General features: G+C 51.5%; 15 protein-coding genes. 1 reads left to right on the forward strand and 14 read right to left on the reverse strand.

All coding sequences use genetic code 11. The features are described 5' to 3' along the window. Positions 1 to 309: 309 nt before the first annotated feature. Complete coding sequence (locus tag KNQ07_RS05935; protein WP_214765384.1) at positions 310 to 1,101, forward strand: pentapeptide repeat-containing protein; 792 nt, start codon at positions 310 to 312, stop codon at positions 1,099 to 1,101. A gap of 343 nt (positions 1,102 to 1,444) precedes the next feature. Here the strand turns inward: KNQ07_RS05935 and wecB are convergent, their stop codons facing one another. The 14 genes from wecB to prfA all read right to left on the reverse strand — a co-directional run bounded on the left by wecB (position 1,445) and on the right by prfA (position 14,169). Continuing rightward, a complete protein-coding gene (gene wecB, locus KNQ07_RS05940; protein ID WP_214765386.1) occupies positions 1,445 to 2,581 on the reverse strand; it encodes a non-hydrolyzing UDP-N-acetylglucosamine 2-epimerase in 1,137 nt (378 codons plus the stop codon). A gap of 128 nt (positions 2,582 to 2,709) precedes the next feature. Further along, on the reverse strand, positions 2,710 to 3,339 hold the full coding sequence (gene upp, locus KNQ07_RS05945) for a uracil phosphoribosyltransferase (RefSeq protein ID WP_012371551.1): 630 nt from the start codon (positions 3,337 to 3,339) through the stop codon (positions 2,710 to 2,712). Positions 3,340 to 3,415: 76 nt separating this feature from the next. Then, positions 3,416 to 4,393 (reverse strand): hypothetical protein, encoded by a 978-nt coding sequence (locus KNQ07_RS05950; protein ID WP_214765388.1) that lies wholly within the window; start codon positions 4,391 to 4,393, stop codon positions 3,416 to 3,418. A gap of 106 nt (positions 4,394 to 4,499) precedes the next feature. Beyond that, positions 4,500 to 5,144 carry an ABC transporter ATP-binding protein gene (locus tag KNQ07_RS05955; RefSeq protein ID WP_214765390.1) on the reverse strand — a complete coding sequence of 215 codons (645 nt, stop codon included), beginning with the start codon at positions 5,142 to 5,144 and terminating at the stop codon, positions 4,500 to 4,502. After that, positions 5,141 to 6,172 carry an ABC transporter permease gene (locus KNQ07_RS05960; RefSeq protein ID WP_214765392.1) on the reverse strand — a complete coding sequence of 344 codons (1,032 nt, stop codon included), beginning with the start codon at positions 6,170 to 6,172 and terminating at the stop codon, positions 5,141 to 5,143. The genes KNQ07_RS05955 and KNQ07_RS05960 overlap by 4 nt, the downstream gene beginning before the upstream one ends. A 76-nt stretch (positions 6,173 to 6,248) precedes the next feature. Then, the gene (locus tag KNQ07_RS05965; RefSeq protein ID WP_214765393.1) at positions 6,249 to 7,613 is read right to left on the reverse strand and encodes a HAMP domain-containing sensor histidine kinase; all 1,365 of its coding nucleotides are present in this window, start codon (positions 7,611 to 7,613) and stop codon (positions 6,249 to 6,251) included. Beyond that, positions 7,610 to 8,281, reverse strand: a complete 672-nt coding sequence (locus KNQ07_RS05970; protein ID WP_251135972.1) for a response regulator transcription factor — start codon at positions 8,279 to 8,281, stop codon at positions 7,610 to 7,612. Before KNQ07_RS05970 ends, KNQ07_RS05965 begins: the two co-directional genes overlap by 4 nt. 97 nt (positions 8,282 to 8,378) lie before the next feature. Continuing rightward, positions 8,379 to 9,638, reverse strand: a complete 1,260-nt coding sequence (gene glyA, locus KNQ07_RS05975; RefSeq protein WP_214765396.1) for a serine hydroxymethyltransferase — start codon at positions 9,636 to 9,638, stop codon at positions 8,379 to 8,381. A gap of 110 nt (positions 9,639 to 9,748) precedes the next feature. Continuing rightward, positions 9,749 to 10,288 carry a TIGR01440 family protein gene (locus KNQ07_RS05980; protein ID WP_214765398.1) on the reverse strand — a complete coding sequence of 180 codons (540 nt, stop codon included), beginning with the start codon at positions 10,286 to 10,288 and terminating at the stop codon, positions 9,749 to 9,751. Continuing rightward, positions 10,289 to 10,729: a ribose 5-phosphate isomerase B gene (rpiB, locus tag KNQ07_RS05985; protein WP_012371559.1), complete on the reverse strand. Its 441-nt coding sequence runs from the start codon at positions 10,727 to 10,729 to the stop codon at positions 10,289 to 10,291. A 5-nt stretch (positions 10,730 to 10,734) separates the two neighbouring features. Then, entirely contained in the window at positions 10,735 to 11,250 is a 516-nt protein-coding gene (locus tag KNQ07_RS05990) for a low molecular weight protein arginine phosphatase (RefSeq protein WP_214765400.1), read from the reverse strand. A 17-nt stretch (positions 11,251 to 11,267) separates the two neighbouring features. Further along, entirely contained in the window at positions 11,268 to 12,266 is a 999-nt protein-coding gene (locus KNQ07_RS05995) for an L-threonylcarbamoyladenylate synthase (RefSeq protein ID WP_214765402.1), read from the reverse strand. Continuing rightward, positions 12,263 to 13,111 carry a peptide chain release factor N(5)-glutamine methyltransferase gene (gene prmC, locus KNQ07_RS06000; protein WP_214765404.1) on the reverse strand — a complete coding sequence of 283 codons (849 nt, stop codon included), beginning with the start codon at positions 13,109 to 13,111 and terminating at the stop codon, positions 12,263 to 12,265. The genes KNQ07_RS05995 and prmC overlap by 4 nt, the downstream gene beginning before the upstream one ends. Next, the gene (prfA, locus tag KNQ07_RS06005; protein ID WP_214765406.1) at positions 13,111 to 14,169 is read right to left on the reverse strand and encodes a peptide chain release factor 1; all 1,059 of its coding nucleotides are present in this window, start codon (positions 14,167 to 14,169) and stop codon (positions 13,111 to 13,113) included. Before prfA ends, prmC begins: the two co-directional genes overlap by 1 nt. Positions 14,170 to 14,171 lie beyond the last annotated feature (2 nt).

Below are 14,171 nucleotides of genomic sequence, written 5' to 3' on the forward strand. Positions count from 1 at the left end.
ATTTTTCGTTCACATTTGTAAACGCTTCCTTTATGGGACGGTTTACCCCCTCTGACATCTGTTTGTAACAAAGCGGATGCATGGTTTCCAATTCGTTCCGTGTGTCCCTTGTCACAGCTTAAAAATTCACGGATGACTTTCTATTTTCAAGGTCATGATACGGCTCTTTTTTTAACAAAAATCATACATTTAGTCCTTCCGCTTCAGTAGTGGGCTACTGTTTTTTTACTCATCTACCTTGATTTGAAAACGATTGGCTACATATGGTAAAAAGAAGTGACATGAACCAATCAAAAGGAAGTGAACCTCATGGAAACCGAACGCTTTCGTGTTCAGTGCGGGGATTGCTTCGGACTTTGTTGTACGGCCCTCGCGTTTTCCGCTTCAAGCGATTTTGGTCACGACAAACCGGAAGCGACACCCTGCCGGAATTTAGACAACGAGTACCGCTGCCGGATTCACGACCGGCTGCGTCCAAGCGGCTATAAAGGATGCACCGTCTATGACTGCTTCGGTGCCGGGCAACAGATTTCGCAGGTGACATTTTCCGGCGTGTACGATGAGACGACAAAACCGGTCATGTACGCCCTCTATCCGAAGATGGTCCATCTGCAGGAAATGATGTGGTACCTGACAGACGGTATCCGGCCGGCCACCCGCCCGATTCATCATTTGCTCGAGGACAAGCTGGCCGAACTCGATGCCCTGACCCACTCTTCTCCGGAAGAACTGGCGGCACTCGATCTCGATCAGGTAAGGGCAACCGTTCTACCGCTTCTTGCCCAAATCGAAGAACTGGTTCAAACGCCGGTCTCAGGGACAAGCAGACGTCCGCTCCCCCGCGACTGGATCGGAAAAAATCTTGCCGGACAGGATTTCTCCGGCGTTAGTGTCCGCGGCCAGTTTTTACTCGCGACGAACTTATCGAACAGTCGGTTGCGTGGCGTCAACTTCCTCGGTGCCGATTTGCGGGACTGTCAGCTGGCCGGTGCCGATTTGACCGATGCGTTGTTTTTGACACAGGCGCAGGTCAATGCGGCACAAGGCGACGCGAAGACACATCTGCCGGAACGGTTGCTCCGCCCGTCACACTGGGCGTAATTCACTATTCTCCGACAAGAGGAGTGTCTCTTTTCCAAACATAACCGTCATACTATCTTAACAGGCGTTCCGTCCTCTTCCTCATGCGCTTTCCGCAGGCGAGACACAAGCCAGCTTTCCTGCCCCTGTGGTCAGGAAACCGGGTCTCGTTTGTCTCTAACAGCGCAAAAAAACGCGCTTTTTCCTGCAGGAGTCGCATGAAACGAGGACGTTCACGTCGCCTATTGACACATCGTTCGTACGTCCATCTTTGGAACAGATAATTCTGTTGTATTCCAAAAAGGACCGAGGCCTCCGTTTTTGACGGGGACATCGGTCCTTTTGCTGTATGCCTATACTTTCGTCAGTTCTCTACTTTAAACGGCTCAAACGCCGCATCCTGATTAAAATGTTCCAGAATTGCCGCCGCAATCCGTTCAGAAGCATGACCGTCTCCATAAGGATTTGAAGCCTGGGCCATCTTGTTATGTGCTACTTCGTCTTCGAGCAACTCACTCGCGAGACGATAGATTGTTTCTTCATCCGTTCCGGCCAGCTTCAGCGTTCCCGCTTTAACGCCTTCCGGACGTTCGGTCGTATCGCGTAAGACGAGAACCGGCACACCGAGTGACGGAGCTTCTTCCTGGACGCCGCCGGAATCCGTCAAGATAAGGTGCGCCCGGCTCGCAAAGTTATGGAAGTCAAAGACGTCGAGCGGCGGAATCAAGGTGATGCGGTCGTGTCCTCCGAATACGTCACTCGCCGCTTCCTGGACGACAGGATTCAAATGAACCGGATAGACGATATGAATGTCCGGATGGTCGTCGACAAGACGCCGGATCGCCCGGAACATCTGGTGCATCTTCGCACCTAAATTTTCCCGCCGATGGGCCGTCATCAGGACAAGTCGCTTCGAACCGATTTGTTCGAGAACGGGATGGACGTAATCCGGTTGGACCGTCGTTTGCAGGGCATCAATCGCTGTGTTTCCGGTCACGAAAACACCCGCGTGTCTGTTTTCAGACGCCAGATTCGCTGCCGCCTGCTCGGTCGGTGCAAAATGCAGATCGGCCAGCGTCGAGGTCAATTGCCGGTTCACTTCTTCCGGGAACGGTGAGTACTTATTGTATGTACGAAGTCCGGCCTCGACATGTCCCACAGCGATTTGATTGTAGTAGGCAGCGAGACTGCCGACGAACGTCGTCGTCGTGTCACCGTGGACAAGGACGAGATCCGGTTTGACTTCCTTCATGACAGCATCGAGTCCCTCGAGACCGCGTGTCGTGATATCGACCAGGGTCTGCCGCGCTTTCATGATGTTCAAGTCATGATCCGGTGTAATCTCGAACAGCTCCAAGACTTGATCGAGCATCTCCCGGTGTTGGGCCGTAATCGTGACATGGACGTCAAACGCAGGGTTGTTCTTTAAGACGTTGACGAGCGGTGCCATTTTGATGGCTTCCGGTCGTGTGCCGAAAATCGGCATGACTTTGATGGGCATACGGACTTCCTCCTTCTTGCTTCTGTTTTCATTAAAACATATTCCGCGTCACGTGCGCAGTCCGCACTTGTGGCAACTCATACAAAAAAAGACGCTCCCTTCGCAGGAAGCGCCTTTCATTCTGTTTATTACTTTGTACCAAACAGACGGTCACCCGCATCCCCGAGTCCGGGAACGATATAACCATGGTCGTTCAATTTCTCATCAAGTGCCGCAAGATAGATATCGACATCCGGATGTTCTTCCTGAATGCGTTTGACGCCTTCAGGTGCCGCACAGAGGCAAGCCAGCTTAATGCTTTGTGCACCCTGTTTTTTCAAAGAGGAGATTGCGTCAGCAGCAGAACCGCCTGTCGCAAGCATTGGATCGACGACGACGAAATCACGTTCTGCGACGTCTGTCGGTAATTTGAGATAGTATTCTGTCGGCTCAAGTGTTTCCGGATCACGGTAAAGACCGATGTGTCCTACTTTGACGTTCGGCATCATGCGAAGCATGCCGTCCACCATCCCAAGACCTGCACGAAGAATCGGAACGATTCCCAGTTTCTTGCCCTCGATCATTTTTTGCGTCGTTTTCGTGACCGGTGTCTCGATTTCAACGTCAGTAAGTGGTAGGTCGCGTGTGAGTTCATATGCCATCAATGAAGCCACTTCGTCGACAAGCTCCCGGAATTGTTTCGTTCCTGTTTCGACTTTACGCATGATCGTCATCTTGTGCTGAATCAATGGGTGATCAAATACATGTACTTTACTCATTGTTTTGCATCTCCTCTCCATTCTCTTTTCGCATTGTACTCCAAAAAGCGACTGCTTGGGAACTGTTTTCTTCGAATCAATCTCCCAGCGTACTCTTCCCTTGAAGGATTGCCTTCGCAGCATATGACCATTCGTTGTCAGGTTGTTTCGCTAATTCCTGTAATGTAGTTTTGTAATTACCGACTTTATTTTTTTGTTCGTAAACAGCCTGCATCCATAAGACATCACTCATGTAACCGGATTCCGGGAAATCATTCCGATACGCCAGATAGTCACTTTGTTTCGTTTCCTTCAGCTTTCCGGCTGCAATCAGTTTGTAGAAACGTGCCATACCGGCTGTCTCTTTATTCGTCAGGACCTTTCCGGTCAACAATTGGTTCGCCGTTTCATACTCTTTGGACTGAACGGAAGAAACTGCCTCCTGAAGGGCCTGCTCAGGACCCTTCGTTGACGCTTGTGGCTCCTCTTGTTCCGTTTCTTTCGATTGATCGGCTTTAGTTTTTTTTGTTTCCGTCTTTTTTTCTTCAGATGCCGTCAGCTTCTCATTTTTTTGTTTCAGCTGTTCGACTTCTTTTTCTAAAGTTGCAAGCTTTTGTTCAACGCTCGTTTGTTCGGAAATTTTTTTAGGCGGAGCTTCCTCGGAAAAATCAACTTGCGTAATGCCGACTGCTAATAGGCCGGCTACGACTAATCCACCTAACCACAACGGATTGCTCCGAAGAATTTTTTTCCATGACTTCAGTTGCGAATGATTTTGTACAACAGAAGGATATGCCGAAAAACGTTTTCGGGCCAATCGTTTCCCACCGATTTTTCCTGCAATCGCCAATCGGTAACGGTAAATCTCCGCCGGTAACGGAAGAGGTTTCCACTGCATGAACCGTGCATCGGCCTGTTCATAAAAACCGGCTTGTTCCATGATGACAATGGCTTTAAAATCTTCAACCAATCGTTTATAGTCACGTTTTGATAAACTTTTATCTTCCAACCATTTCGTAATGTGTGCCGTATTAATCGTCTCTAGTTCCGACCGTATGAATTTAGATAAGTCCATCGTTTAAATCCACCCTTAAATTATTCGTATTCAGTTAAGTATATCAAAAATACTGCTCTAACTTTTATTTTTAGTGCGAAAACAAAAGTCAGAGCAGTATCCTGTTTTAATTGATTTCTTGAATCTGTCCATCTTCCATCCGTAAGACACGGTCACAATACGTCAGCATCCGTTCGTCATGGGTGATGACGATGACCGTCTTGCCGTGCTCATGTGCCTGTCGCTGCAACAACTCCATCACCTGTCGAGCATTCGTATAGTCGAGGCTCGCGGTTGGTTCGTCCGCTAAGACAAGACGCGGATCATTGACAAGCGCCCGGGCAATCGCAACCCGTTGCCGTTCTCCGCCGGATAATGCTTGCGGAAGATGGTCGGCGCGGTCACGTAATCCGAACACTTCAAGATGGGTCGCCGCATCGATGGTGTGACCGGCTTCTTCCGCGACAAGCTCCAGTTGTTCCGCTGCGGTTAAAAAGGGCACGAGGTGGGATTCCTGAAAGATGAAGCCGATTTCGAGCAGTCGCATTTGTCGTCTTTGTTCATCCGACGTGTCCTGCAGGAGTAGGTCATCAAACTGGATCTTTCCTCCGGACGGGGTCTGCAGAAGACCAAGCAGCTGGAGTAATGTACTTTTCCCGCTGCCGCTTGGTCCGACAAGTGCAATCAACTCTCCTTCTTTTGCTTCAAATGAGACATGTTGCAGCACTTTCATCGCCCCATACGTTTGTTCGACCTCCGTCAGCTTTATCATCCTGTCATTCCTCCCATCGCATCCGCCGGTTCCAGTTTTCTCAAAGCACGCAACGGAATCAGACCACCGAGTAGTGCTGTCACGATGATCAATCCACCGTACAGCAGACTGGTCGTCCATTCAAAGCGGAATGGTAAATCGTCCGGTAACAGTTGTCCGGCCGTCCAAGTCAACAACAGACTGACTGAAAACGAGACGACCGTCAGCAAAAATACCTGCAGGACGAGTCCTTGCCCAATCGTCCGCGTCCGAATCCCGATTGCTTTCAGGATACCGAGTTGTTTCATCTTTTGCATCGTCAAGATGTAGAAGAAGGCCGTCAAAATCAACGAACCGATGACGATCAGAGCGAGCCGCATCATCTGGAACGAGTTTTGTTCCGCCGCGTAACCCGGTACCTGTTCAACGATTTGCTGTTTCGTATACGTCGCAAGCGTAGTTTTGATCGGTTTCCCGCTGATGAAGGCAGAGACATAATCCGTCCCCATCTGCTGTTGCCAGTCGTCCCATGTCGAAAGCGTCATCCAGACGACCGGTGCATGGCTGTAGCGTCCGTCGTTGACCGTACCGACGATTTCGAACGTCTGTTTCGTCCGGAAGTCCGTGACCGAATCACCGACTTTCGTACCGCTCTGTTCAGCGTACTGTTGATCGACCAACACCTGTCCGTCCTTTAAGTCCGCCAGTTGACGCGGTCCGTAACGCGTATCACTCGGAGAAGCGAACACGGTCACATCGTCTTTTGTTCCATTCCTTTTTTCGAGCACCATGTTTTGTACACCTAGTGCTTCCGTTGCCACCGGTTGATCCGTCCGCTCTAAAAAGGATCGTGTCAGCTGCCCTTCCGCATCCTTACTCAAGGCAACCTGCTCGATCGGCAAGTTACGGACAATTGCTCCATTGTCATATGCCAGTCCATCGGCCAGTCCGGAAATCATCAAAATCAACAAGACGATCAACGTCGTCACGATTGCCATCAAGAAGAACCGTTGCCGCATCCGAATCAATTCACGCCATCCCATCTTCATCTGTCATCCCTCCTGTTTATACGTTACAGATTTGATTGTAGCGGGCGAAGATGAACGGAACATGAACGACTCCGTCTTACTTAAAAAAAGTCAGGACAATCGTCGTCCCTGTACCGGGAATCGACTCGATCCGAATCTGTCCTTTTAATTGATCAACCGTCTCCTTGACGATCGCCAGTCCGAGACCGGCCCCACTCGTCCCCCGTGACGTATCGCCCTGATAAAATCGTTCGAAGGCATGGCTGATCATTTCTTCCGTCATACCCGGTCCTTGATCCTTGATCCGCACAAGGACCGATTCGGCTTGGGTATCGACTTGAATCGTAATCAAATCGCCTTCCGCTGAGACATGTAAGGCATTTCGAATCAGATTTTGAAAAATCTGTTCTAGCGCCAACTCATCCGCCAGAATCACCGGCTCATCCGATGCCTCAAGCGCAACGGCCATACCCCGTTCATCCAACTGGTAACGAAGCGTCTCCAGTGTCGCCTGAATGGATTGGACGAGCTGAATCGGCTGTCGTTTAAGCGGTCGCCCTTCATCGAGCCGGGCCAAAGTCAGTAATTGACGGGTCAACTCGGCCATCCGGGTCGCTTCCTGTCCGATCGTCCGTAACTTCAGACGCTCTTCCGTTTCAGCAGACCGTTCGAGCTGCTCCGCGTATCCTCTGATTGTCGTCAGCGGCGACTGGAATTCGTGCGAGACATTGGCGACGAATGCTTTACGTTCCGCGTCCGACTTCGCGACGGCCTGCGCCATCTCGTCAAACCGCCGTGATAACTCTCCAATCTCATCTTGTCCGGCCGTCGCGACCGAAATCGAGTAATCCCCGGCCGTCATCTGTTCCGTCGCCATCGTCAATCGTTTGATCGGACGCACCAGGTAACGGATTGAGAAAATCAGCAGCAGAAAACTGAGCAGAACGAGTAATGCCAGGAACGCACCGACGAACAGATGCAGCTCCCGAATCTGCCGGCTTAAGTCCGGACGGATGAATACGGCGTCTGTCCCTGCAGCCGTTTGTAAGGACGTTCCGTACGTATTGATGACTTCGTTATCAAACAATCCGAGCAGGAACAAATGGAACGGGTAGTCCCGCATCCCCTGATAGACCTGTCCGTCCTGCACCGATCGAAGGATCTCAGGTGCGATTGTCTCATTACGGAACGGATTCCCGTACCGCTTGACCTGTCCGGATTCCGACACGACATAGAGTTGAAAGCCGGTCGCACTGAGCATCTCGTAAAATGAGTCAACACGCCGGTCCCCATGCTGTTCGTAATACGCGAACGACGTCTCGACCGCTTCTTCGACCTTCTGGCTGTAAGAAGCTTGCCAAACCGTGTAATACAAGACATTGCTGATCAATAAGGCAATCAACGCCGAGACGAGCAGGACCAGACAGACGAGGCCGACGATTTTGACATATAACGACTTCATGATTTCACCTCTAACCGGTATCCGAGACCACGGACTGTCTGAATCGTGATCGCATCCGTCTGTTGTAAACGGGCACGCAACCGCTTGATATGGACGTCAATCGTCCGGTCGTCTCCCATGAAATCGAGCCCCCAAACGTGTTCAATCAGTTCTTCGCGGCTGAAGACCCGTCCCGGAAAGCTCGCCAGTTGGTGCAACAATTCGAACTCACGGCGGGGAATCGTCAACCGGGTCGTTCCAATCGTCAGCTGCTGACTCTGTTTATCGATTACGACTTCACCGAACTGCATGATCGGGACGACGGCTTTTTGATAACGCCGGGCTACGGCATGCAGACGAAACACTAGTTCTTCCGGATCAAACGGTTTCGTGATGTAATCATCGGCGCCGGCTGAAAAGCCGTCACGTTTATCGGTCAGTTCTCCGAGAGCCGTCAGCATCAAAATCGGAATTTCCTGACTTTCCCGCAACAAGGTACACAGTTCAAAACCGGTTCGTCCCGGCACCATCACATCCAGCACGGCGGCTTCGAACAGTTGATGACTCATCCACCGGGCTGCTTCGTTCCCGTCCGCCGTCGCGACAATCTGATGGCCGTCCGCTTCAAGTGTCTCCCTAACCAGTCGCTGAATATGTAAATCGTCTTCTACGACTAAAATCTTCATCATCCTTCACTTCCTTTCCGATTAGCTGAAGGTCATCAAAAAACCACCCCGCACTTCTCATCAATCGAAAAGGTCGAGGTGGTGATTGTACGCTTAAAACTTAACCGCGTTCCGGATAAAGCGGGAAACGACCTGTCAAGGCCAGGACCTGCTTGTGGGCACTTGTCAGTGTTTCTTGATCTTCCGGATTTTTCAGAACAAGTTCGATCAGTTCTGCAATTTGTTTCATCTCGGATTCTTTGAATCCACGCGACGTCATTGCCGCTGTTCCAATCCGGATCCCACTCGTGACGAACGGGCTCGCCGGATCAAACGGAATCGTGTTTTTGTTGACCGTGATACCGGCTTCGTCCAGCGCATGCTCTGCCAGCTTGCCCGTGATACCAAGCGGTTGGAGATCAACGAGCAGCAGGTGGTTGTCCGTACCGCCAGAGACGATCCGTAATCCACGTGCCGTCAACTCTTCGCCGAGGACTTTTGCGTTGGCCACGACTTGCTCGATGTACTCCTTGAAGTCAGGTGCTAATGCTTCCGCAAAGGCAACGGCTTTCGCTGCGATGACGTGCATGAGCGGTCCGCCTTGGATTCCCGGGAAAATCGATTTATCGATGGCTTTCGCATGCTCTTCTTTACAAAGAATCATTCCACCGCGCGGTCCACGAAGCGTCTTGTGCGTCGTCGTCGTGACGAAGTGGGCATGTTCGACCGGGTTCGGATGCAGACCTGCTGCAACGAGTCCCGCGATGTGGGCCATGTCGACCATCAAGTAGGCACCGACACTGTCCGCGATTTCACGGAATCGTTTGAAGTCAATCACGCGCGGATAAGCCGATGCTCCCGCAACGATCAGTTTTGGTTTGTGTTCTTCCGCAAGCTTCGCGACGACATCGTAATCGATCATCTCTGTTTCTGGATCGACGCCGTACTCGACGAAGTTGTATTGAACACCGGAGAAATTCACAGGACTGCCGTGTGTCAGATGACCACCATGGGAGAGGTTCATCCCGAGGACCGTATCGCCTTGATCGAGAATCGTGAAGTAGACTGCCATGTTGGCCTGGGCACCTGAGTGCGGCTGAACATTAACGTGTTCTGCTCCAAAAATGGCCTTCGCACGATCACGTGCCAAGTTTTCCGCTAAATCGACGAACTCACAACCGCCGTAATAACGACGACCCGGGTAACCTTCAGCGTATTTGTTCGTCAGCACGCTGCCTTGAGCTTCCATGACCGCTTGTGAGACAAAGTTTTCTGACGCAATCAACTCGATGTTATCGCGTTGACGTCCTAGTTCCTTGCGCATAGCCGAAAAGAGTTCCTCATCTTGCTGTTTCAGATACGTTAGTGGTGTTTGTTCCATCTGAATTCCCCCATTCATTTCGATAAACCTATCTTAACACGAATAATCTCTTGCGGGCACCCTCTAAAAATCCATTAAAAAAGCAAGGGGAGTGCAACCCCTTGCGCAAATCATTCGTATTTAGCGCGCGCGCCACCAATCAGTTTCGGTCGCGTCACGGCAGCCGTCATATGTGCCTCACCGATTTCGCGGTGCGGCAGACGGACGGGAATCGCCACATGTTTCAAGTGCATCCCGATGAACGTATCGCCGATATCGATGCCGGCATCGGCCTGGATCGCTTCGACGACGACCGGTGCCGAAAAACGCTGATACGCGACGCTCGCCATCGAACCGCCGGCTTCCGGAACCGGAACAACCGTCACGGCTTCGAGACCGAGCCGTTCGACGATCTGCCGCTCCAAAGTCAAAGCACGGTTGATGTGCTCACAGCCTTGAAACGCCAGATCGACCTGATGCGAACGGCGGAACGTATCAAAGACATCGAACAACGCTTCTGCGACTTCGGGTGAACCCGCTTTCCCGATTTGTTTCCCGATGACTTCACTTGTCGAACAGCCGATGACAAGCAACTTTCCTTTTAACGGGAAACGTTCATTCAATTCCGTCAACGAGGCTTCGAGATCCTGTTTGATTTGTTCCAAATCCATTTACTTCACCTCATAATCTGAGATTTTGCAGACACGGTTTTCGTGACGTCCACCTTCGAATTCCGTCTCGAGCCAGATTTTCGCGATGTCACGCGCAAGGCCCGGTCCGATGACACGTTCGCCCATCGTCAGGATGTTCGAGTTGTTATGCTGACGTGTCGCTTTTGCGCTAAACGTATCATGGACGAGCGCCGCGCGGATGCCTTTGACTTTGTTCGCCGCGATTCCGATTCCGATGCCGGTCCCGCAAATTAAAATCCCGCGGTCGAATTCACCGTTCGCAACTGCTTCCGCGACCGGAATCGCGACGTCCGGATAATCGATTGATTCGGATGAATACGTGCCGAAGTCCGTATAATCAATTCCGAGCTCCTGTAAGAGTTCATTCAGTTCTGCTTTTAACTTAAAACCACCATGGTCTGCTCCAATTGCTACTTTCATCGTTACTATTCCCCCGTTTGTTTAGGTTGTTTTTTCGGAAGTTTCCGGTTGTCCGGTGCTTTTCTTCCGTTTCCGTTCTGCGTCAATTTTAACACAAGACGGTTGACGAGGGGTTCGAGTTCATTTCGGACCTGCCGGTAGACGTTCATCGATCCGCCGTACGGATCATTGATATCCCGTTCAAGGCCGGTCACATACTCGTACAGCGTAAACGTCCGGTCTTTCAGTTCCGGGTACCGTTCGCCGACTTCCTGTTTATGACTGCGTGTCATCGTCAAGATGATATCCGACCAACGCCCGAGGACGTCGTCAAAGACTTGCGTATAGTGCTCGAGTTCGATTCCGCGCTCCCGTAAGACCTGTAAGGCGTTTTCGGAAGTATCAAACCCTTGCATCGAACGCAGACCGGCAGAGCGGACATCGAATTCTTGATCGGCCACTTTTGAGCGTAATAATGCCATTGCCATCGGGCTACGGCATGTGTTTCCTGTACAGATAAACAATACACGACGTGTGCTCATCTCAGTATCCTCCTTCTTTACGGGCGAATGATCCGACCACCTGCTGCCTTGTGGAGCCGATTCCGGACTGCTAGCCCAACCCCTTCTTCTGATAGGTCCCGTACAAAAATCTGATCTACTGTCGTCTGATCAAATCGCCGTAAACAATCGTAAAGACGCTGCGCAGCTGTTTCCATCGTTGTTCCTAGGAAACAACGGACATCGGCTTCGATGTCTTCTCCGTCAAAGAGAATGACGCCTGTCTTTTGTCCATTTTGGCGTGCTTCATCGATGAGTTGCTGCAGGAATGAGAGGTCACCCGCGACAACGGATAAAGTGGCTTCCGGTGCATAATGCGTGTACTTCATCCCTGGTGCCTTCGGTGTCTGATCCTTCATCGATAAGGCAGGATCAAGTGCCGTGTTCCCGATGACAGATTCGATCTGTTCCCGCGTCACACCGCCCGGTCGTAAAATCACCGGTGGATTCGTGGTACAGTCGATGACCGTCGATTCCACACCAATTCCGGTCTCCCCGCCATCGACGATTGCGGCGATGCGGCCCGAGAGGTCATGTGCGACGTGCGCAGATGACGTCGGTGAGGGTTTTCCGGAACGGTTGGCACTTGGTGCTGCTAGACCCAGTCCGGTCGCTTCAATCAACTGAAGCGCCAGCGGATGGTCCGGCATCCGTAATCCGATCGTATCCAGTCCTGCGGTGACGAGTGAGGATGCACGCCCGTTTGATTCTAAAATGATCGTCAAGGCACCTGGCCAAAACGTATCCATCAATTGCGCCGCGACATCCGGAATATGAGTGACGAACTGCTTTGCCTGTTCGACGGATGCGACATGGACAATCAACGGATTGTCGGAAGGTCGACCCTTCGCGGCGAAAATTCGCCGAACGGCCGTTTCGCTCGTCGCATCTCCCGCAAGACCATAGACGGTCTCCGTCGGAATCGCGACGACCTCACCTTCCTGTAATAGTCGTACCGCTTCCTCTAATGTCTCCTGCTGAATCATTTCCGTCTTCACTCTGGACAATCCTTTCGTTCCGCATACACGATACGGTCTTTACCGTTTATATCTTTTAAAATACCCGTTTCTACAGTTGGATAACGTTTTTTTAACATCATTTGCACTTCTTGTCCCTGATTGTGTCCGATTTCGAACGCAATCAGACGAAAATCATCGCGTAAGACACGTGCGCTATCTTCAAGCAGGCGGCGGTAGAATACAAGTCCGTCTTTCCCGCCAAATAAAGCAAGGTGCGGTTCATGATCAAACACGACGTCACTGAGCAATTCATCTTCTTCAATATAAGGGGGATTCGAGACCAGCACCCGGACCGAATGGTCAGCAAGCGGTGCCAGTAAGTCACCTTCCAAAAAGGTGACCTCTCCTCCAAGCGTCTGTTGATTTTCCTTTGCCACCGCAATGGCTTCCGGTGAAATATCGACCGTCGTGACCGGTTGTCCGAGTTCAAGCGCAAGCGTCAGACAAATTGCGCCGCTGCCGGTGCCGATATCGACGATTTCCCCCGGTTGGAACGTTTCGCCCTGCAGGCGTCCCGTCACGAATTCAATCAATTCCTCCGTCTCCGGGCGCGGAATGAGAACGGCCGGTGACACACGGAAATTTCGTCCGTAAAACGGTTGATATCCGATCAAATGCTGAACCGGGACACCATTTAAATGCGCCAATAAATATTCACTGAACAACAGGTCCTGTTCCGGCTCGAGTTCGTCCGACAGGCGGATCAATAATCCGGTCCGGTCGACCTGTAAAACGTGCATAAGTAACCATTCGGCACTCGAGGCCTCGCGTCCTGCCGTCACGAGCATCGTTTGTGCTTGATTGAGACGTTTTGCGATCCGCATCAGTTCGCCGCCTCCGATGCTCGGGCCTGATACTCCATCACAAGGGTATCGATGACTTCATCCATCTCGCCCTGGAGAATCCGGTCGAGTTTTTGAATCGTCAGACCGATCCGGTGATCGGTGACACGGTTTTGGGCGAAGTTATACGTCCGGATTCGTTCCGACCGGTCACCCGTGCCGACCGCCGATTTCCGTTTTTCATCGTACTCGGCCTGCTGCTCGCGTTGAATCTTGTCGTAAACACGGGCCCGTAATACCTTCATCGCTTTTTCTTTATTTTTGATTTGTGACTTCTCATCCTGACAGCTGGCGACGATGCCGGTCGGGACGTGCGTTACGCGAACCGCCGACTGGGTCGTATTGACCGATTGCCCGCCCGGTCCGCTCGATGTGAATGTATCGACACGGACATCCTTGTCATGAATCTCGACCTCGACATCTTCCGCTTCCGGCAAGACGGCGACGGTCGCCGTTGACGTATGAATCCGTCCGCCTGACTCCGTTGACGGAACACGCTGGACGCGGTGCGCGCCATTCTCGTATTTCAGTTTCGAGTAGGCTCCCGTTCCTTTGACGATGAAGATGATTTCCTTGTAGCCGCCGAGCTCCGTATAACTGGCATCGATGATCTCGATTTTCCAGTTCTGTTTTTCGGCAAACTTCGAGTACATCTTAAAGAGGTCACCGGCAAATAACGCCGCTTCGTCGCCGCCTGCCGCGCCGCGGATTTCGACGATGACGTTTTTGTCGTCGTTCGGATCTTTCGGCAGGAGCAGTGCTTTCAGCTTCGTCTCGAGTTCCTTGATCTCCGGTTCCAGCACGGCGACTTCTTCTTTGGCAAGATCGCGCATCTCCGGGTCGGTCAGCATCTGACGCGCTTCCTGATACGCCTCCATCTTGTCGCGGTAGACACGGTACACTTCGACAGTCGGTGCCAGTTGCGACTGCTCCTTCGACACCTCACGCAATTGATTCGTATCTTTAATGATGGCTGGATCCGCCAGCAGGTCATTTAATTTTTCGTAGCGGTCCTCTAACGCACTTAATCGCTCTAACATTT

Origin of the sequence: Exiguobacterium sp. s145, assembly GCF_018618835.1 — a bacterium.
In the GTDB taxonomy this organism is placed as follows: Bacteria; Bacillota; Bacilli; order Exiguobacteriales; family Exiguobacteriaceae; genus Exiguobacterium_A; species Exiguobacterium_A artemiae.